Source organism: Streptomyces sp. NRRL S-31, from assembly GCF_000718775.1.
Taxonomy (GTDB): domain Bacteria; phylum Actinomycetota; class Actinomycetes; order Streptomycetales; family Streptomycetaceae; genus Streptomyces.
Map to the genome: position 1 here is coordinate 15079 of NZ_JOCB01000125.1, position 20412 is coordinate 35490.

The window sequence follows — 20412 nt, forward strand, 5'->3', positions numbered from 1 at the left end:
ATTGCCCCGGCATCCACCCGTGCGCCCCACAGTGCCGCGCAGGCCGCTGCCAACGGGGTGCGACGAACGACAGGAGCCACCCACCGTGTCGACTCCCGCACCGGCTGCCGGTGCAGTCCCTGCCGGCTGCCACACGATCACGACGCGTGGTGGTGCGCAGACCACCACCCGTGCCGCCACGCCGGACGACCACGCGCTCGTCAGTGCGATGCACGCGCGCTCCAGTCCGCAATCGCGCTACAGCCGCTACCAGAGCGCCCGACGCGACCTGACCTTCGCCGAGTGGGCCCACCTCGTCGACCCCGGTCGCGGCCTGAGCCGGATCGCCCACGCCCGTCACTCCCCGTCACACGTCGTCGCCGTGTCCCATCTGCTGTTCACGGCCACGGCCGGCGTGGGCGAACTGGGCATCCTGGTGGAGGACGCCTGGCAGAACATGGGGCTGGGGACGGCTCTGGTACGGCATGCCCTGGTCCAGGCGCAGAGCCTCGGTCTGCACACCGTCCTGGTGATCACCGAGTTGTCCAACCACCGGATGCGCGGTATCTGCCGCACCCTGGGGTCCCGTACCCTGCGTGTCGACGGCGACGTCATGGACCTGGCCCTGCCGGTCGCCGACCCGCCCCTCGTCCAGGACGCCGACCGCCGCTGCCACCCGTCCGCCCAGCATGTGGTCATTCCATGCCCGGCCCGGTCCAGAAGGTGACACGCCTCGGCCCGCCGTCCCCCACGCCGTGGTGGCCGGACGGCCGCCGGCCCCGGTCATCTGCCCCCTCCCGGAAACGACAACGTCCCGGCGACACACGCCCTGGCACACACAAGGACTCGTACATGACAGCATTCCCCGCGCGGGTGCACCCTGTCCCGTCGGTGCGGCCGCACGACGGTCACCGCGCGAGCGGGGCGCCCCTGGGCGCCTTCGGGCGTCGTCTCCGTGACCGCGGTGGACGCCCGAACTCCCCGGGCACGCCGGCAGCCGTCCGGACACCGCGCCGATGACCGCCGCCGGTGACCCACGACCGGGCCCGGATGTGGACCCGCGCTGGCTGCGGGCCTTCCTGGCGGTGGCGCAGGAACGTCACTTCGGGCGGGCCGCGGCCCGTCTCTCCATGGGACAGCCCTCGCTGAGCCGGCATGTGCAGCAGCTCGAACGCGCCCTGGGCATACAGCTGTTCCACCGGTCCCCGCACGGTGTGACGCTGACCGAGGCCGGTCGTCTCGTCCTTCCGGACGCCGAGAGCATGCTGGCCCAGCAGAGCCGTCTGCTGCGGATCGCACGCGCCTACACGGACACGGCCCGGTCGGCCCTGACCGTCGCGGCCCCGCTGCCGAGCGCCGCCGGCGGGCTGCTCGCCGAAGCGATCCGCCGGTTCCAGATCACGCGGCGACACGCCCGGATCGCCGTCCTGGACCTGAGCGACGAGGAACAGGCCGGAGCCCTGGCGCAGCACCGGGTGGACGCGGTGCTCACCTGGGGTCAGCCCGCGCCGGCCGGTCTGGCGGCCCAACCGCTGGTGGAGGAGCCGGTGATGGGAGTGGTCGACGCCGGTCACCCGCTGGCGGGCGAGGCCCTGATGCCCTGGTCGGCCCTGGCGGAGACTGCGTTGCTCTTCCCCGTGCGGGAGCGGCAGCACTGCTGGTCCGTCCTCAGCGCCACGGCGAACGCGGCCGGTACGGAACTCAATCCGGTGCCCACCGCGCCGGCCGCCGTACTGGACCTGGTGGCCGGTGGGCTGGGCAGCTCGGCTGTGCCGGCGTCCCAGAGCCTGGGCGTTTCCTCCCGGCTGGCCTTCGTGCGTCTGCCGGAGCTGTCCGTACGGATGAGCGTCATGTGGCGGCAGGAGGACCGATCGGCGGCCGTCTCCGCTTTCGTCGCGGCCTGCCGGTCCGCCGCCGTGCACCTGACGCGTATCCACCCGGACATCTGGTCCCCGGTCCTGTCGTCGACCGGTGGCTGACAGCTCGGTGCCGTCTTCCGCGGTCCCGGGAGAGGGCCGCGGTCCCGGGAGAGGGCCGCCGGCCCGTGGGCCGCGTGACGTGCCCCCTGCCGTCACGAACGGGAACGAACGACCCGGGGGTGGTGCCACCGGGGCCATGGGGTGCCGTCACACAGCGTGTGAACCGTTCATCGTCCCTCGTCGTGTATCCAGTAAGGCGAACCAGCCACCACGGCATCAAGAGGAGGGACATGCGCGCACCGACGGGGACGCCGTCCGCCGGGGCCTTCGGACTCCGCTCAGCCCGTCGCGGCCTGGGCCGGCGGCTGATGGGCGGGCAGCAGGCCGACACGGCGCCGCAGGATGTTCAGGGCGTAGTGCTGACGCGATTTCACCGTACCCATCGGTATGCCCAGCCGGTGGGCCGTCTCACGCAGCGTGAAGCCGTATAGACACACGTGGACAAGCACTTCACGGTGTTCGCTGGACAGGCCACGCAGCAGCGTGAGGGCCTCCTGGGACGCCAGTACCTCGTCGGTGGGGTCGGGCTCCGGGAGGTCCCGGAACTCCTCCATGACGCTCTCGTACCGGACGGCCGCACTGCGCGTACGGTCGATGACCAGGTTGCGCGTCACCTTCAGCAGCCAGTTGCGCACGGAACCGTCACCCGTGCGCAGCCTCTCGGCATGGCGCCACGCCCGGATGAAGGCCTCCTGCACGATGTCCTCGGCCAGGTGACGGTCCAGCAGCATCCGCTCGGCGTAGGAAACCAGAGCGGTTCGGTACTGCGCCATCAAACCCTGTACGTAGAGCTGTTGAGCGAGGGACGGGGACGAAGGCGACGCCTTCGGAGCCGGGTTCATCTTCATGCTCGTCTTCTCCTGCGTGAAAGCGGCAGGCGGGTCGGAGGTCGACCGTCTCGGGCCGAAGGGCAACCGGCGGTACGGCTGACGGGAGCCGTCCGGTTCGGGTTTCCGCGCCGCCGTCACTGCCGGCGCCGGCCCGGGTGCGCGCACGGTCCGGGCGGAGGACGGCTCCTCACGAGCTCGCCTCCTCCCCGGGAGGCGGCACGGAGACCTGCCGTCCGCCCATCCCATCAGCCAGGTCGTCCGACGTCCAAGACGGGTTCGGCATCGGTCGATGCGCCGCGTGCATCGCCGGGGCGGCGCCGTCACCGGTCGCTCGGCGCCGGTGCACCGTGGTCCGCGGCGTTCCGGGCACCAGCTCACGCGGACCCGTTCGGGAGCGGTGGGGCGAGTGTGCGGCAAGCCCCCGTCCGGCAGAGCCACGCTCTCAGCGCCGACACTGCACACGTGTCGTATGAGCCGCGACAGGCCCCGGACCCGGAAGCGCATACGTACCCGTGCCACCGCGCGCTCCGGACGCCCGAGTTGGGCGTGTCGGTTCGGTAAAGCCCTGGCGTGGACGGCGGTTTCACTACCGGCCACCTGTTAGGTTTGTACAAGCACATGTGCCACTGTGCGAAGACGCGGGTGTGGCCATGCGACTGTAGTATCCGGCGCTGGGCGACACCTTCCCCGTCCTCCCAGCGCCGGTCCGTCCCAAGACGGCGGGCGTGTACCCGCCGCGCGACACGCCCGCCGACCACGGGCGCACTGGCACGGAGCACCTGCGGATGAAGGCGAGTTGAGCCGACCATGACCGTTTCGTTCGGCCGAGCACACCGGTTCACGCTTCGCGGCACACGACCGCGTCACTCGCACCCCGCAGCTCCGTCGACGCGGACCGCCTGATGGTCCGGCGGGTCAACAGGGCGCAGGAGAAGAACCCGGACGCCCCCGCCGGCGCGCAGGCCGCCGCCTTCACGGTGACCGGCGTGAAGGGCGTCCACCTGGTGCACCGCGAGGAGGACCTCCCGCCGGCGCTCGCCCAGGCCGCCGAAGCCCTGCACGATGCTCCCGGGCAGGCCACCGTACTCGTCGGCGCCCTGCCCGCGGACGAGGAACTGGACGCCTTCGCCCGCGCTCTCGCCCCCCTGGTCGGCGGACTGCGGGCGAGGGGCGTACGGCTGCTGCGGCTGGTGATGTCCCAGGGCGCCCTCGATCGCCGGGCGGCGCCCTCGCCGGCCCGGCGGCTGTGCGAGGACTGGGGCCTGGAAGTGATCGCGCCGAGCGGACCCGCGCTCATCGTGCCGGGGGGTTCGCTGTTCTCCCCCGACGGCAGCACCTCGCCCGGCGGCTGGTGGCTCTTCACCCCCGGTGCGGTGCCCCGCCGGATCGGCGCGCGCCTTCCGCGCCCCGACTGGGAGAGCCACCTCGCACGGGTGCCGGCCGTCGTGGCCGAGGACCACGTCGTACAGCAGGTGCCCGCGGGGCTGCTGGTCCGCCCGGCGTCGGCGCCGTCCGGCGGCCCCGAGTCGCTCGGCTTCGCCGTCCCGGTCGATCCCGGCAGGCCCCTGCTGCTCGTGGGGGCGCCCGACGCGCCCGACGCGCCCGAAGTGAGCGCCGACGCCATCGCCGATGTCCTCGCGGCGATGCGGAGCCGCGCACGTACGAGCGTGCGGCTCGCCCCGGCGGACGGACGCGATCTGCTCGCCCTCGGCCAGGAAACCGCGGACACACTGGGGCTGGAGGTCGACGTCACCAGCGGCCTGCCGCTGCTGCTGACCGCGGACCCGCTGGACGGCGACGCGCGCACCGTGATCGTCGGCCCGGACGGCAGCCCGGCCTGGGAGCCCTACGTCGAGAGCGTCACCTGCTTCCCGGCCGGAGCCGACCGGACGCCGGAGCCGCGCATGGGCGGCCTGCGCTCCCCCGCGGCCTGGCTGAGGGAGGGTCCCGAGCCCGGCGTCTTCCTCCTCGACGACCGCTGGCAGACCACACTGACCTGGTCGGGCCTGTGGGTGGGGCGCCACGGCGACCGGCCGCCCCTGACCGCCGCCGGGCCGGCCGACGGCGACGTGGTGGCCATCGGCCTCGGCGTGCCCGGCCGGGCCATCGACGACTCGCTCTGGCCGTCGCTCGACCGGTTGTTCGCGTCCCTGGAGGACGAGGTACGGGAACGGGCCCTGATCCAGGTGCACGGCAACACCGGGGCCACCGGCCAGCGCACCCTGCGGCGCCTGGCCGTACGGCACGGCATGGTCCTCGCGCCCAGAGGCTGGTCCGGCGCGGGTGCGGACACCGCCCATGTGCTGCGGGCCCCTCTCGCGGACCACCCCCGGCAGCCCGCCGTGCCGGTCTCCGGCCCGCCGGCCGAGTCACCCGTGCCGGAGGCCCCGCCGATCGCACCGCCCGTCCAGTACGTCACCACCACGGGCGGGGCCGGTCCGGCCGAGTACTCGCTGAGCGGCGCCCCGGGAGCCGGCGCCCCAGGAATCGGCGTCCCGGGAGCCGGCGCCTCCGAGCCGGACGCGCCGCGGTCGACGCACCTCCCCGAGGCGCGGCACGCCACCGCGTCGGCGGCGCCCGCCGCCACGCCTCAGGCGCCGGCGTCCTCGCCGCTCCTCGACCCGTACCCGGGCGGCACCGCCCGTCCGGGCGGCGGCGAGGCGGTGCCGGCCCGGGCCACGGCCGGTCCCCCCGTGCCGCACCCCTCCGGCGGCGACCCGCACACCGCGGACCGGCCGGCTCGGGAAGAACACCCTCCGTCCCAGGCGGCCCTACCGGCCGAGCCCTTCGCCGCACGGGCCACCAACGGTGACACGGGCGACGCAGCCGAGCCCTTCGCCGCACGGGGCACCGACGATGACGCTGGCGACCTGCGAGCCCATCCGGACCCCACCCCCGGCGTGCCGACCACGACCACCCCACGGACCACGCACCCCACCGACGGTGACACGGGCGACGTACGGGTGAGCCCGGGACCGGAGACTCCCGGCCACGGCCCGGCCGGTTCCCAGCAGGGCGCCGGGCCGGCGGAGCCCGTGGCCGCGTGGCCGCCGCCCGCCCCCTTCTTCCCGCCTTCCGCACCGCAGCCCACCGGGCCGCTGCCGGAGCCGGAGCCCTTCACCCCCCTGTTCACCGCCTCCGCCGGCCTCGAGCCGGGCGGTGCCTCCCGGTCCCCCGGCGGCACGGTCCCGCGGACCCCGGGAACCGCCCCGGAGGAAGCGCCGACCGCGCCGTCCGAGGCGCCCGGCAGCGTCTCCGAGGCGCCCGGGCAGGCCGTTCTGCGCGAGGTGACCTACGTGCCCGTACTGCCCAGCCACCGCAGCAGCGCCGCCGAGCGGCAGTGCCTGCGTTCCTACGTGGGCGCGGACTGGGAGCGCCACGCCAGCGCTGCCCAGCGGACCCTCACCGCACTGCCGGGCCTGCGCCCGGCCGGCGGCGAGGACGGCGAACCGCTCGACGATCTGGCGGCCCTGTACGCCTACCTCGGCGCCGGCGAGGGACGCCTCGGCGAACGGGAACTCGCGGCAGCGCTGGACCGCCGGGATCCCGACGCGGTGGCCTACCTGGCCTGTCTGGCCTCGGGACTGCGCAGGCTCCCCTCCTACCGGGGCGCGACCGTGCTGACCGCCGGCGTCTTCGACGACAGCACCGCGATGCTGCTGCCCGGTGAGGAGGTCGGCGCCGCCGTTCCAGTGATCGCCCGCGCGGTGGACGAGCCCTGGTACCCCACGCTGGCGGACGACCACTACCTGATCTGGTCCTCGACCGGGCGCAGGGTCGGATCGCTGGTGGAAGCCGGCCCGGCCGCGTCGACCGACGTGGTCTTCGGTCCGGGCACCCGGTTCCGGGTCCTGGAGGTCCGCAGCCGCGGCGAAGTGAGCGTGGTGGTCCTGCGGGAGATTCCCCCAGGCGCCCCGCCGACCGCCCCCGGCATGCTCGGCACGGCGGACGTCCCGGTGCTGGAGCGTCTGCGCGCCCTGGCCGACGAGCCCGCCGGGCCGGACGGCGGCCCGGACTGGCCCGCGGGACGACGCGGCGTCCTGGGAATCATGCCGGACGCCTCGCCCGCCGCCCCCGGCCGGTGACCCTTTCCCGAACCCCGTCCCCACCGCGCCGACGGCCAGGTGCGGACGGTCTGCCCCGAACCCCCTTCGAAGGAGCACGGATGTCATCGACGTACCCGGCGTCCTCCGGCGCCCCGCCGTCCGCGGCGACAGCCGACGCGCGCGGGATCCGGCGCGCCGTGGCCCTGCCGTCCACGGACGGCATCGCCGCACACCCGCCCCTCCCGCAGAGCGCACCGGCCCGGCCCGGGACCGTCTCCGGCGGCGACCCGGGCACGTCCCGGTCCCTGTCCGCGGTGGTTCCCGCCGCATCCGGCCCCACCGCCGGTGCCGACGCACGCGGACGGCAGGCGGACCACGCGTCCACCGGCTCCGGCCGGGCCGCGCCCGCCGCCCGTGCCGCGGCCGCCACACCCGGTGACGAGGAGCCGGAAGCCACGGCCGAGCAGGGCCTGGGCGGCACGGCCGGCGCTCACGGACGCGCCACCGGCCCTCGCGCGGGCCGCGCGGCCGCCGCCCACCGCACCGGCAAGCCGTTCCTGATGGCCGCCGCCTTCGCCGGTGCCGTCCTGGCGTCGGTACCGCTGATCTCGCATCACGGCGGCCGGACCTCCTACGAGGGTCTCGGGAAGCAGGTCCCCGTCGCCTCCGAGACTCAGGGCGCGGCCGGCGACGGGGCGGCGACCGTCACCGACGGAACGCCGGGCCTCGTGCCGCTGCGGGACCCCGCACAGGGCACCGCCGGCCCGGTACTCCCCCAGGTGGCGCCCTCGCCTGCCGCGGAGGGGGACGACACTCACGGTGCCGTCCACGCTCCGCCGAAGACGGCCGGGCCCAGGATCGAGCACGAAACCTCCGAGGGCGCCGCACCCCGCCCCACCCCCGCCGCCTCGGGCACGCACGGCACGCACGGCGGGCACGGCACGCACGGCGGGCACGGCACGCACGAGGGGCACGACGGGCGGCCCGGCACCCTGGCCGGTCTGCCGCGTCCGTCGTCCGGCACGGCCGCGGCCCCCGCGTCCCGGCCCTCCGGTGCCGGGCTCGGCCTCCTGACCGGCGCCGGGAAGGACGCGTCGGCACCGGCTACGCGGCGTGCCGGGAAGCCGAAGCCCTCCGCGGCCTCGGTTACGGCCACGGTTCCGGCGGCGAGCAAGCCGGCGACGACGACGGCCAGGGCGACCGGCGCCACGACGACCAGGGCCACGCCCGCCAGGACCGGAACCACCACGGCCGGGACCACCACGGCCGGGACGACTACGGCCGGGACGACTACGGCCAGGGCCGCCAGGGCCGGGACCAGCACGGCCGGCTCCGCCGCGACGCCGGTGCGGGCCGCCGCCAGGACCACGCCCGCGACCGCGGCCGCCGCCGCGCCCGCGACCGTCAAGCGGGAGTGGAGCACGCGCGTGGTGAGTGCCACCACCGTCCTCGGCCCCGGGGAGAGCGTGGCGTCGGACCGCATGAAGATCACCATGCGGACGGACGGCAACCTCGTCATCACCGACGAGAACGGGACGGTCCGGTGGTCCTCGCACACCGAGGGCACCGGGCACAAGGCCGTCTTCCAGGACGACGGTCATTTCGTCGTCTACACCGAGGCGGACGGTACGGCGTGGTCGTCCGGCACCGCCGGCAACCCCGGCGCGCAGTTGGTGATACAGGCCGACGGCAACGTCGTCATCGAGTCGGCCGGCGGCGCCGTCCTGTGGTCGGCCGGTACGCAGCACTGACCCCGGAACGGGGCGTCGCTCCGCACCAGGCGGGCCCCCCGTCCGCGGCTCTCGCGGACGGGGGGCCCGCGTGGGCGCCGGAGGACGACACCCGGCCGGCTCTGCCCGGCCGGGTGTCACCGCTCCTTCCCGGGCACGGCGTGTTCGAGGAGTGCGGCACCGTCCGTGCCGCCTCCCGCGCGGGACGGACAGAGGCGTCAGGCGACGGTGACGACCGTCTTGCCGCGGCCCGTCCTGGCGGCCTGCGCGGCACCGGCCTGCTCCAACGGGTAGGTGGCGTCGACCGTGGGGACCAGCCGCCCGGACGCGGCCAGCTCGGCCAGGGCGCTCATGCCGATCCGGTCGGCCTCGACGAACAGTCCGGCGGCGCGGACGCCTCGGCGGGCCGCCTCCGGCAGTGCGTCGGCGAGGGTGTGCGGCAGGGTCGTGACGATGATGCCGCCGGGCTTGAGGCAGTCGAGAGCGCGCACGAGGTAGTCGCCCCCGACGGCCTCCAGTACCGCGTCCAGGTCACGGACGGTCCGCGTGAAGTCGGTGGTGGTGTAGTCGATCACGTCATCGGCGCCCAGCGAGCGTACGAAGTCGGCGTTGCGGGCGGAGGCCACGGCGACCACATGCGCGCCGTGTGCCTTGGCGATCTGGACGGCCAGGTGGCCGACGCCGCCGGCCGCGCCGTTGATCAGGACGCGGCTGTCCTTGCCGATACGGGCGGTCTCCACCAGGGCCTGCCAGGCGGTCAGCCCGGCGAGCGGCAGGGCCGCGGCCTGCACATGGCCGAGATTCTCCGGCTTGGGCACGAAGGCGCGGGTCGGCGCGACGACGTACTGGGCGAAGGCACCGTGGCCGTGCGGGAAGGGCAGCATCCCGAACACCTCGTCGCCCACCCCGTACAGGGTGACGCCGGCACCGACGGCCTCGACGGTTCCGGAGACGTCCCAGCCGAGCACGAACGGCGGTTCGCCGATGAGCGCGCCGGCCTCGCGGTTGTAGGTGTCGACCGGGTTCACACCCGCCGCGTGCACCCTGATCAGGATCTCGCCCAGGCCGGGCTCCGGAACGGGAACGGTGACGGGCTTCAGGACCTCGGGGCCGCCGAACTCGTCCTGGCTGATGGTGAGCATCGTGTCGTTCATGCCCTCCACCGTCTGCCCATCGACGATCACCGGCAATGGCCGACAGGTCAATAGTCGATAGAATTCTGCCATGAACGATTCCGGGTGCGCTCCGCACCACGTAGCCGTCCTCGCCCTGGACGGGGTCTACCCCTTCGAACTGGGCATCCCGGCCCGGATCCTGGGTGCCGCCGAAGGCCGCTACGACGTCCGCGTCTGTTCGGCGGACGGCGGTCAGGTCGCCACCAACGCGGGCTTCACCGTCATGCCCGAGCACGGGCCGGACATCCTGGAGCAGGCCGACACCGTCATCGTCACCCCGATCGAGCCCACGCGTCTGACCCGCGACCTGCCCGCGCCCGTCGCGGCCGCGCTCACCCGGATCCGCCCCGGCACCCGCATCGCCTCGATCTGCACCGGCGGGTTCATCCTCGCCGCCGCTGGCCTGCTCGACGGACGCCCCGCCACCACCCACTGGGAATGCGCTGCCTACTTCCGCCGCTGGTACCCGCACATCCGCCTCGACGAGGGCGTCCTGTTCGTCGACGACGGCACCGTCCTCACCTCCGCCGGTGCCGCCTCCGGCGTCGACCTGTGCCTGCACCTCATCCGCACCGACCACGGCAGCGAACTCGCCAACCGCGCGGCCCGCCGTTGCGTCGTACCGCCCTTCCGCGACGGCGGGCAGGCCCAGTACATCGACCGGCCCGTCCCCGACGACCCGGCCTCCTCCACGGCCGCCACCCGCCAGTGGGCCCTGGAGCACCTCGACGAGGCGCTCACCGTCCCGCGACTGGCCGAACACGCCCACATGAGCCTGCGCACCTTCGCCCGCCGCTTCCGCGAGGAGACCGGCCTGCCACCCCGTCAATGGATCATCAAGCAGCGCCTCGACCGTGCCCGCCACCTGCTGGAATCAAGCGACCTCGGCATCGACCGGATCGCCACCGACGTAGGCTTCGCCACCTCGGCCTCACTGCGCCAGCACATGGGCGCCGAACTCGGCGTCTCCCCGCTCGCCTACCGCCGCACCTTCCGGGCCGCCGCCGCGACCGCCCGGTCGGTCCGTGCCGAGGCATCCGCATAGCACGCCGGCCCCGATTGGCAGAGTCCTGGCGCTACTTGGCCGTCGCTCCGTTGCGTGACGTTCCGTCAGGCCGGACCGTGGACCCATGAACGATACGACGTCGACATACCGTTGCGGTGGGTTCCAGGCGACCGGCACGACGCGGCAGGGGCGGTGAAGTGATGACTCTCGGCTATGACGTCCTGGTGACCCTCCCCCCGCCGGCGGTGCTGCCCGACGGCACCTCCGTACGGCCGGTCCCGGCCTGGTCCCCGATCTCCTCCACCCTCATCCACGGCGAGCGCGACGCCATCCTGATCGACGCTCCGCACACCGAGGAGCGGGCCCGCGAGGTCGCCGACTGGGTGGCAGCGTCCGGCAAGAACCTGCTCGCCATGTACGCCACCCATGGCCACGGCGACCACTGGTTCGGCTTCGCGGAGGTGGCCAAGCGGTTCCCCGATGCGCGGATCCTGGGCACCAAGGGGACCGTGGCGCTCGCCCAGTACCATGCGACCAGCCTCATGGACTACTGGAAAGGCCAGTTCCCCGGCCAGCTCGTCAAGGACATCCTCGTGCCGACGGCGATCGACGACTACACCTTCGACCTCGAAGGCCATGAAGTCCGCTTCGTGGAGGCAGGCGACAGCGACACCCAGGACACCACCTTCGTCCACGTCCCCGACCTCGGTCTCGCGGTTGCGGGCGACATCGTCTACAACAGCGTCCACCTCGCCCTGGCCGGGGGCGATGCCCAGCGCCGCCGGGACTGGGTCACGGCCATCGACAAGATCGCGGCGCTGCGTCCGCAGGCCGTCGTCGCCGGGCACAAGGCCCCCGGAAGCGATGACGACCCCCGCCACCTCGACGAGACCCGCCGGTACCTCCGGGACGTCGAAGAACTCAGCGCGGTGGCACGGGACGCCAAGGAGTTCGCCGACCTGATGACGGCGCGGCACCTCGCCCGGATCAACCCCACGATCCTCTTCCAGTCCGCCGAGCACATCTTCCCCGGCACCTCCGTCACCTGACACGGCGCCCGTCGCCGTCCGAGGGCCCGTCACGTCGTGAGCGACTGCGCGGCGGGCCCTCCGCCCGGCGCCGCGGAGGTCTCCTGCCACCCGCACGCGCACCCGCCCGGCCACGGCGCCAACCGCACATGTGTGGTGTATCCGGTGCAACATGTGCAGCAGATACGTACGACGAGGACATTCTGTCGGCCCCTCGTGCAGGTAAGCTCGTGGCCACACGTGTTCCTTGGATACCCTCAGAGGTGCACCACCCGAACTGCCGCGCGCAACTCGGCCGCCCAGGGCGGCCCGGCGGTGATGCGGGAGTCCGGACACGCACCACCGCATCGGTCCGGTTGCCGGCCGGCAGCCGGAGCCGGAACGACCTGCGGCTGCACACTGAGGAGGATCGGCCGTGGCACGCACGACACTGACCGTGAGCCAGGACGGCGCCGGTGACCACTCGACCATCGCTGCCGCCCTGTCACGTGCCCGCGCGGGCACGGTCATCCGGCTCCGACCCGGCGTGTACGCCGAGAATCTCACCATCCGCGCGCAGGTCACGATCGTGGCCGACGGTCCGAGGGGGTCGGTGGAACTGGCGCCCCGCAACGGCACGGCGGTGACCCTGGCCGCGGACGCCGTCCTCCTGACCGACCTGGTGCTGCGCGGCAACGAGGACGACCTCCCGGTGGTCGACGCGGTCCGCGGGCAGGTGGCCCTGGACGGCTGCGAGGTCGTCGGGTCCGGCTGGACGGCACTGCTCAGCCGGGGCACGGGGTCCCTGGCGATGCGCAACTGCCGGGTCACCAACCCGGACGGCGCGGGCGTGGTGGAGACCTCGGCGGTGGGCAGCGTCCTGGAGGACTGCACCCTGGAGCACATGGGCACCTCCGCCATCGTGATCAGCGAGGACGGGCGCATCGTCGTACGGGGCTGCACCCTGCGCGACGCCCGCGGCAACGGGGTCCTGGCCAACGGCCGCTCCGTGGGCCGGCTGGAAGGGTGCGACATCTCCTCCACCGACCGGCCCGCCATCGCCCTGGAGGACTCCACCGGTGTCGGTGTGACCCGCACGACCGTGCACGACTGCGCGCTCGGCGTCTACCTGGCGAGTGCCGCACGGACCGAGCTGACCGGCGTACGGGTGCACGACACGACGGGACACGGTTTCGCCGTGGCCAACCGCTCGGACCCGCAGCTGTCGCGCTGCTCGACCATCCGCACCGGCGGCAGCGGGCTGTTCCTGACCGAACGTGCCCGGGGCCGTTACGCCGACTGCGTCTTCGCCGAAGCCGCGCAGGCGGCCGTGCACATCGGGCAGTCCAGCGCGCCCCACCTGCTGAACACCGAGGTCGAGGGCGGCGGCGAGTCCGGTTTCCTGCTGACCGACGAAGCCGAGGGGGAGATCGAGGGCGCGCACGTGTCGGGCACGCACGGTCCGGGTGTCGTCCTGCGGTCCGGGGCACGCCCCGTGCTGCGACGGGTACGGGTGACGGCCGCCCGCGACGCCGGCATCGTCGTCGGTGACCGCGGCAAGGGCCGCTTCGAGAACTGCGAGGTCCAGGAGAGCACGGGGCCGTCCGTACGGGTGGAGCCGGGCGGGCACCCGCAGTTCGGCGGCTCTTCCTTCAAGACGGCCGGCAAGGCGGGGGTGTCCGTGGCGCAGGGCGGCAACGCCTCCCTGCGCGACTGCGACGTGACCGGCAGTGCCGGTTCGGGAATCGCGGTGGACAACGGCGGCGACGTCTCCCTGACGCGCGTACGGGTCAGCGGCGCCCGCGCGCACGGTGTCCTGGTGTCGGCCGGCGGCAAGGGCTCCCTCACCGACTGCGTGCTCACCGGCAACACCGGTGACGGCATCCGCCTGGACGGCACCGCGCCCATCACGGTCACCGGCTGCACGGTGCACTCCAACCAGGGTGCCGGACTGCGGCACACCAGGCCGGGCCCGGCGCTGACGGTGGAGCGTCTGGACAGTTCGGACAACGGCCTGCCGGACGACTGGCGACCGGCGGAACCGGCCGCGGGCGGCGGCGAGACGGCGGGGGGAAATCCGGCCACGGCACCGCAGAGCGGGCCCCCGGCGGAGGGCCCGTTCGCCGAGCTGGACGCCCTGGTCGGTCTGTCGGGGGTCAAACAGCAGGTGAACATGCTGGTCAGCCTCGGCCGGCTGACCCAGCGCCGCGCCCAGCTGGGCATTCCCGCACCGCCGATGAGCCGGCACCTGGTCTTCGCGGGCCCGCCCGGTACCGGCAAGACCACGGTGGCCCGGCTGTACGGTTCGATCCTCGCCGGCCTCGACATGCTGCCGTCCGGGCACCTCGTCGAGGTGTCCCGGTCGGACCTCGTCGCGCAGGTCATCGGCGGCACCGCCATCAAGACCACCGAGGCCTTCCGCAAGGCGCTGGGCGGCGTGCTCTTCATCGACGAGGCGTACACCCTGCTGTCGGACAGCAAGGGCTCGGGTGTCGACTTCGGGCAGGAGGCCATCGACACCCTGGTCAAGCTGATCGAGGACCACCGGGACGAGGCGGTGGTCATCGTCGCCGGCTACTCCAAGGAGATGGAGGACTTCCTCTCCGCCAACCCCGGTCTGGCGTCCCGGTTCACCCGGACCATCGAGTTCGACAACTACTCCGTGGACGAACTCGTCACCATCACGGAGAACATGTGCACGAGCCACAGCTACCGGCTCGCCCCGGAGACCCGGCAGGCGCTGCACGTGCACTTCTCCGGCATGCGCCGGGACGCGACCTTCGGCAACGGCCGGGCCGCACGCAAGGTGTTCGAGGAGATGGTGGACCGCCAGTCGCTCCGGCTGGCGTCCCTGCCGGACGCCGGCGAGTCGGACCTCACCCTGATGCTGCCCGAGGACGTGGGGGACGAGGAGGCGGCACAGATCCGCTCCGGCACCAGTGGGCCCGGTGAGAGCGACGTTCTCGCGGTGATCCGCGCCATGACCGGTCTGGAGGCCGTCAAGCGCGAGGTGGGCGGCATCGTCGACCTGCTGTCCGCCTACCGGCAGCGGGCCGCGGTCGGGCTGCCCACCCCCCGTATCAGCCACCACCTGATCTTCTCCGGGCCGCCCGGCACCGGCAAGACGACCGTCGCCCGCCTCTACGCCGACCTGCTGCGCTCCTTCGGTGTCCTGCCGCGCGGCCAGCTCGTCGAGGTGGCGCGGGCCGACCTCGTGGGCCGCTACATCGGCCACACCGCCCAGCTGACCACCGAGGCGTTCCAACGAGCCCTCGGCGGCGTGCTGTTCATCGACGAGGCGTACACCCTGACACCGGAGAACTCGCCGCAGGACTTCGGCCGGGAGGCGGTGGACACGCTGCTGAAGCTGATGGAGGACCACCGGGACGAAGTGGTCGTCATCGTCGCCGGCTACCCCGACGAGATGGGCCGCTTCCTGGAGTCCAACCCCGGACTGGCCTCTCGCTTCACCCGCAGGATCGAGTTCGAGAACTACTCCACGGACGAGCTGCTCGCCATAGTCCAGGAGCAGGCCGGCACGGCCGGGTACGAGTGCGCCCCGGAGACGCTGGAGGCGCTGCGGGTCCATCTGGACGCCCTGCCGCGCTCGCGGTCCTTCGGCAACGCCCGTCTGGCCCGGCAGCTGGTCGAGCAGATGATGACGCGTCAGGCGGGACGGCTGGGCGGTGTGGCGAACCCGGACATGATCACGCTCACCCGGCTGCTGCCGGAGGACCTGCCCTTCCTCGCGGCGACGGCCGCCGAGACGCCGGCCTGAGAAGGCGGCCTGCGAGGTGTGCCCGGGACACCCGCGGACGGGCGAGGTGAAGGTCTCGATGCCCTGAGGCCCCCGGGCCCGCCCGCGGCGCCCTGCGGCAGGGCCGGGCGACCGCCTCGGCTGCGGGGCGACCTCGGCTGCGGGACGGCCCCGACGCTCCTGCCGGCGGGTGAAGGGGCCGGCGGGAGCGGTCCGACGGCGGCCGCCCGTCCGGGTGGGAGGCCGGCCCCGGCGCCCTGTCCGCCGCGGGCGGCGCGGTCCGTGACAGCCGCCGGCTGTGCGGCACACCCGACGGTCACGAACCGCGCCGTGGACGGGCCGTCGGCCCGCCGGCGCCCGCCGTAGGGGTGACCGTGGCCGGCGATGCCGGACCGGCATCGAGTGATGACGGATCTGTCTTGGACAGCCGGCGACGCCTTCTGTTCTGATGGGCCTGACCGGCCGCACGAGAAGCCACTCCCCGGCCCGGCCACTTGCCGGGCCCGGCGTCGGGCGGCTCACGCACGGCGTACCCCCGACGCCGGCGGCTTGCGCACCCCCCGACCACGGGTGCCCGAGCGCGTGAGCCGTCCCCGCCGCCGTCCGGTCCCGCTCCGGCGCCGGGACCCTTCCGGCCGGCAACCGCATAGGCGCGGGCCGCCGTCCACGGTTCCGGCGGAGCAGCCGCCGGTATCCGGAGGCCCGGCGCCGGCGATGTGCGCCCGCTTCCCGCGCCGCCACCGGCGGCACTCCCGGCACCCGCCACCGGCGGCAGCGCGAGCGCCCACCGGGGTGCCGGTCCGGGCCGGCCGGCGTCCCGGGCAGCCGGGACGCCGGCTCACGCGGCCGTCATCATGCGCACGTCGTCCACGCCGGGGTGCGCCACCTCCACGTGCTCCGCGGCCCGGCGGGCGGTCGCACGCGGAACTCCCGCGGGCCGCTGCCGCGCCCCGCGGTCGAGTTCGGCGGCGTAGGCGAGGACCAGGCGATGTGCCCCGTACCGGTCACGCCGTAGAGGGGTCAGGAGCCCGGAGCGTACGAGCTCCCCCAGCGCCGCGGTCGCCGCCTGTAGCGGCAGACCCGCCACGGCCGCCAGCTCCCCGGTGCCGAACTCGGCCGTTCGGTACGCGGGCAGCAGCCGGAAGATCCGCGCCGCGTCGGGACCCAGCGTGCGGTACGACGAGGAGAAGACGGCACGCAGGTCGTTGCCGCGGTCGTCGTCGCTGAACCCGTCGAGTCCTTCCCCGGCCGCGGCCAGTTCGGCCGCCGTCCGGCTCAGCGGCTGGTCCGGACGGCCCAGCACGCGGGCGGCCACGATGCTCAGGGCCAGGGGCAGGCGACCGCACAGCTCGACGATCTCCTCGACCGCGCCGGCGCCCTCGTCGGGGCGGCCTACGCCGGCCCGTCGCAGGAAGCACCCGATCGCCTCCGTGGTGGAGGGCACGTCCAGACCGGTCAGCCGGGCCCCGAAGGCGGCGGCGAGTCCGCTCAGCCGCCGACGGCTGGTGATCACCACCATGCACTGCGAGGCACCCGGCAGCAGCGGGCGGACCTGCTCCACGTCGGAAGCGTTGTCCAGCACGACCAGGATCCTGCGGGTGGCCAGCACACTGCGGAACAGGGCCGCCCGGGAGTCCGTCGTCTCGGGGATGCGCCACCGCGGCAGCCCCAGTGCCTCCAGGAACCCGTACAGCACCGCGCCCGGGTCCGACGGGCCCTTGCCGGACGTGAAGCCCCCGAGATCGGCGAACAACTGGCCGTCCGGGAAACGCGGCGCCACCCGGTGGGCCACGCGCAGCGCCAGCGCGGTCTTGCCGACACCGGGCATGCCGTCGATCGCCAGCACGGGCAGGGCCCCGCCGGTCTCCCCGGCGAGATCCAGCGCCTGCCGCACGGCATGTTCCCGGCCGGTGAAACAGGGCAGGTCCGCCGGCAGTTGGGCGGGCACCGGGTGCGCCGGTGGCGGGGTCCGGCGCTCCTCTTCCCGGGCGGGCCCCGGCCGTACGGCGCCACCCGTACCCGTTCCCACCGCGGTGCCGGGGGCCGTTGCGACGGACGGCGACGGACGGGGGTCCTCCGTCCGGCCGCGCAGGACGCGCTCGTGCGCGGCACGCAGCTCCGCCCCCGGCTCCACGCCGAGTTCGTCCCTCAGCATCGTGCTCACACGCCGGTACATCAGCAAGGCCTCGGCCTGTCTGCCGTCCGAGGCGAGCAGGAGCATCAGCCGCGCCTGTAGTCGCTCGTCCAGGGGGTGACGCCGCGCCGCCTGGCGCACGGCCTGGAGGACGGAAGGAGGGGCGGCGCTGCACAGCGCGGCGTCCGCGGCCTCCGTCACCGCCGCGACGTACTCGAACTCCAGGGTGGCGAACAGCGGGTGGTCGCCCACGACGGTCTCCAGATCGGCCGCACACCGTCCCTGCCACTGCTCCAGAGCCGCACCGAAGCAGCTCACCGCCTCTTGCGCGCTCCCGGCGGTGACCGCGGCCCGGGCCCGTCGCAGCGAGGCGCGGAACGCCAGCAGGTCGAGTTGGTCCGGGCCGACCCGCATCAGGTAGCCGCCGCCCTGCCGCACGAGCCACCTCCCAGGCGCCCTGGCCGGCAGTCCCGGTTCGAGCAGGCGCCGCAGCACACCGACGTACCGGTGCACCGCGTTGGCCGCGCTGCGGGGCGGGTCCCCCTCCCAGAGAAGGGCCACCAGTTCCGCCAGTGAGACGGAACGGCCCGCCCGGGCGAGCAGCGCCGCCAGGACGAGCCGCTGCTGGCGGGGACCGAGCGGCAACTCCACCCCGGCCCGCCACGCGCGTACCGGGCCGAGGACGCGGAAGCGGACGTCGTCGCGCGGCTCGCTCCCCGCGGTGGGGTTTGCTGTGATCATGGCAGTCTCCACTCGTTCCGCGGGTTTCGGCGTCACGCTGCGTGCCGGCCCGCCGTCGGACCCGGCCGTGGCGACAGTGCGGCACGGACGCTCGTCACGGTGCGGAGCCCCCGGGCCGGACGGGCGGACCCCGGCGCGCCGCGGCCCGTTTCCGGGCAACCAGGAGCGCCCGCACGACGGGATCCGGACTGATGCGCCGACCGGCCGGTCCCGTGGCACAAACCTAGGGTCCGCCGCGACGTCGGGCATCGGTCGGATGACTCACTCCCGCGTGCGGGGCCTCGTGCGTCGGCCGGGGCCGGGCGGGCACGGCGGCGGCCGTGGCGGGCACGGCGCCCGACGGGCCGGGAGTGCCGGCACCCGTCCGTCGACGGGCTCATCCCGGTGGAGCCCGTTCCGGCGGAAGAGGCCTGGTGCGAGCCGTTACGGCGGCCGGGCGGGACGGCTGCCGCCGGAGCACCAGCCGATTCGCGGATGCCGGGCGCCCGGGAAGGGACGATGCTAAGGCGTGGGGGTGACCGGGCCGGTGCACCATCGTGGCTCCGGTCACCGCCGGCCACAACCGGTTCGCCTCTGCGAAGGACGTACAGTCATGATCGATTCCCGGGACGTCGTCGAGGACGTCGACCTGCTGGTGGTGGGCGGCGGCAAGGCGGGAAAGACCCTGGCCATGGACCTCGCGCGAGCCGGTCGCAGAGTCGTCATGGTCGAGCGCGGCATGATCGGGGGCACCTGCGTCAATGTGGCGTGCATCCCCACCAAGTCCCTGGTGACGAGTTCCCGGCTCGCCCGCCGAGCCGCCGCCGCCCAGTCGCTCGGACTGAGCATCGGCAAGCTCGAGGTGGACGTGCGCATGCTGCGCTCCCACAAGGACGGCGTGGTCGCGGACATGGTGGCCCTCAACCATCACCAGTTCCTGGACAGCGGGATGGATTTCGTCCTCGGCACGGCGCGCTTCGTGGCGGAGCGGACGGTCGGGATCGACCTGAACGACGGCGGACGCCGGGTGGTGCGTGGCGCGGACGTCGTGATCAACACCGGCACGGTCCCGCACCTGCCCTCGGTGCCGGGGCTGGCCGGCGCGGCACCGCTGAACAGCGAGACGATCATGGATCTCGAGCGCATCCCGGAGCGTCTCGTGGTGATCGGCGGCGGCTACGTCGGCCTGGAGTTCGCGCACATGTTCGCGGCCTTCGGGAGCGAGGTCACGGTACTCGACCGCGGTCCGCGTCTGCTGCCGCGGGAGGACGCCGACATCTCCGGGGTGCTCACCGAGTGCCTGCGTGAGGACGGTGTCGAGGTGCTCACGGGGGTCACCGTCAAGGATGTCGCCCGCGAGGACGCCGTGCGCCTCACACTCGAGGACGGCCGGACACTCGTCGCCGACGACGTGCTCGCTGCCACGGGGCGCGACCCGGTGACCCGGGATCTGGGTCTGGACGCGGCGGGGGTGCGGACCGACGAACGCGGCTTCGTGCGCGTCGACGACACCCTTGCCACCGACGCCCCGCACACCTGGGCGGTGGGCGACGTGGCGGGCAGTCCGCAGTTCACACATGTCTCGCTGGACGACTACCGCGTCGTGAAGGCCGGTATCACGGGCGGTACGCGCACCACCGCCGGGCGCCTGGTCCCGTGGAACCTCTTCACCGACCCGGAACTGGCCCGGGTGGGACTGACCGAGGAGCAGGCCCGCGCCACGGGCCGCGACGTCCGGGTCGCGAGGCTGCCCGTCAAGGCCATTCCGCGGGCCCGCACCATGCGCGAGACCCGCGGCCTGTGGAAGGCGGTCGTGGACCGGAACACCGAGGAGATCCTGGGGGTGGCGCTGCTCGGCCCCGACTCGTCCGAAGTCCTCACCGTGGTGCAGACGGCCATGTGGGCCGGCCTGCCCTTCACCCGGCTCCGGGACGGGATCATCGCGCATCCGACCATGGCCGAGGGACTGAACGCGCTGTTCACCAGCTGGGTGGACTGAAGCGAGTGCGGGGCGGGGCGGGCATCGATGGCCCCGCCCCCGTGGGGATA

Annotated in this window: 11 protein-coding genes; 8 read left to right on the forward strand and 3 right to left on the reverse strand. The window is 74.1% G+C overall.

Translation table 11 applies throughout. The features are described from left to right. Positions 1-85: 85 nt before the first annotated feature. Both IF37_RS0134355 and IF37_RS0134360 read left to right on the forward strand, forming a co-directional pair. Positions 86-706, forward strand: a complete 621-nt coding sequence (locus IF37_RS0134355) for a GNAT family N-acetyltransferase (protein WP_158727435.1) — start codon at positions 86-88, stop codon at positions 704-706. 289 nt (positions 707-995) lie between these two features. After that, positions 996-1958, forward strand: a complete 963-nt coding sequence (locus tag IF37_RS0134360; RefSeq protein WP_030752008.1) for a LysR family transcriptional regulator — start codon at positions 996-998, stop codon at positions 1956-1958. A 278-nt stretch (positions 1959-2236) separates the two neighbouring features. Here IF37_RS0134360 and IF37_RS40075 read toward each other — a convergent pair whose 3' ends face one another. Continuing rightward, complete coding sequence (locus tag IF37_RS40075; RefSeq protein WP_253915934.1) at positions 2237-2731, reverse strand: sigma-70 family RNA polymerase sigma factor; 495 nt, start codon at positions 2729-2731, stop codon at positions 2237-2239. 959 nt (positions 2732-3690) lie between these two features. Between IF37_RS40075 and IF37_RS41065 the strand changes: the two genes are divergently transcribed. Both IF37_RS41065 and IF37_RS41295 read left to right on the forward strand, forming a co-directional pair. Then, on the forward strand, positions 3691-6873 hold the full coding sequence (locus tag IF37_RS41065) for a hypothetical protein (RefSeq protein WP_030752014.1): 3183 nt from the start codon (positions 3691-3693) through the stop codon (positions 6871-6873). 80 nt (positions 6874-6953) lie between these two features. Continuing rightward, positions 6954-8585, forward strand: a complete 1632-nt coding sequence (locus IF37_RS41295) for a hypothetical protein (RefSeq protein WP_063886435.1) — start codon at positions 6954-6956, stop codon at positions 8583-8585. Positions 8586-8782: 197 nt separating this feature from the next. Here IF37_RS41295 and IF37_RS0134385 read toward each other — a convergent pair whose 3' ends face one another. Then, on the reverse strand, positions 8783-9718 hold the full coding sequence (locus IF37_RS0134385) for an NADP-dependent oxidoreductase (protein WP_037857762.1): 936 nt from the start codon (positions 9716-9718) through the stop codon (positions 8783-8785). A 70-nt stretch (positions 9719-9788) separates the two neighbouring features. On the opposite strand from IF37_RS0134385, the gene IF37_RS0134390 reads away from it, so the two are divergent. The 3 genes from IF37_RS0134390 (at position 9789) to IF37_RS0134400 (ending at position 15530) form a co-directional block, all read left to right on the forward strand. Then, positions 9789-10784 carry a GlxA family transcriptional regulator gene (locus IF37_RS0134390; RefSeq protein ID WP_037857753.1) on the forward strand — a complete coding sequence of 332 codons (996 nt, stop codon included), beginning with the start codon at positions 9789-9791 and terminating at the stop codon, positions 10782-10784. Between the two features lie 161 nt (positions 10785-10945). Then, positions 10946-11794 (forward strand): MBL fold metallo-hydrolase, encoded by an 849-nt coding sequence (locus IF37_RS0134395; RefSeq protein ID WP_030752025.1) that lies wholly within the window; start codon positions 10946-10948, stop codon positions 11792-11794. Between the two features lie 394 nt (positions 11795-12188). Next, a complete protein-coding gene (locus tag IF37_RS0134400; protein ID WP_030752031.1) occupies positions 12189-15530 on the forward strand; it encodes a right-handed parallel beta-helix repeat-containing protein in 3342 nt (1113 codons plus the stop codon). Between the two features lie 817 nt (positions 15531-16347). On the opposite strand, the gene IF37_RS0134405 is transcribed toward IF37_RS0134400, so the two are convergent. Beyond that, positions 16348-18384, reverse strand: a complete 2037-nt coding sequence (locus IF37_RS0134405; RefSeq protein ID WP_052845529.1) for a BTAD domain-containing putative transcriptional regulator — start codon at positions 18382-18384, stop codon at positions 16348-16350. 592 nt (positions 18385-18976) lie between these two features. Between IF37_RS0134405 and IF37_RS0134410 the strand changes: the two genes are divergently transcribed. Continuing rightward, entirely contained in the window at positions 18977-20362 is a 1386-nt protein-coding gene (locus IF37_RS0134410) for an NAD(P)/FAD-dependent oxidoreductase (protein WP_030752037.1), read from the forward strand. Positions 20363-20412: the final 50 nt, after the last annotated feature.

Bases quoted from the DNA above. Each gene is read 5' to 3' on its own strand.
- IF37_RS40075 (WP_253915934.1), bottom strand. From the start codon at position 2,731: ATGGCGCAGTACCGAACCGCTCTGGTTTCCTACGCCGAGCGGATGCTG.
- IF37_RS0134395 (WP_030752025.1), top strand. From the start codon at position 10,946: ATGACTCTCGGCTATGACGTCCTGGTGACCCTCCCCCCGCCGGCGGTG.
- IF37_RS0134410 (WP_030752037.1), top strand. From the start codon at position 18,977: ATGATCGATTCCCGGGACGTCGTCGAGGACGTCGACCTGCTGGTGGTG.
- IF37_RS41065 (WP_030752014.1), top strand. From the start codon at position 3,691: ATGGTCCGGCGGGTCAACAGGGCGCAGGAGAAGAACCCGGACGCCCCC.
- IF37_RS0134405 (WP_052845529.1), bottom strand. From the start codon at position 18,384: ATGATCACAGCAAACCCCACCGCGGGGAGCGAGCCGCGCGACGACGTC.
- IF37_RS0134360 (WP_030752008.1), top strand. From the start codon at position 996: ATGACCGCCGCCGGTGACCCACGACCGGGCCCGGATGTGGACCCGCGC.
- IF37_RS41295 (WP_063886435.1), top strand. From the start codon at position 6,954: ATGTCATCGACGTACCCGGCGTCCTCCGGCGCCCCGCCGTCCGCGGCG.
- IF37_RS0134390 (WP_037857753.1), top strand. From the start codon at position 9,789: ATGAACGATTCCGGGTGCGCTCCGCACCACGTAGCCGTCCTCGCCCTG.
- IF37_RS0134385 (WP_037857762.1), bottom strand. From the start codon at position 9,718: ATGAACGACACGATGCTCACCATCAGCCAGGACGAGTTCGGCGGCCCC.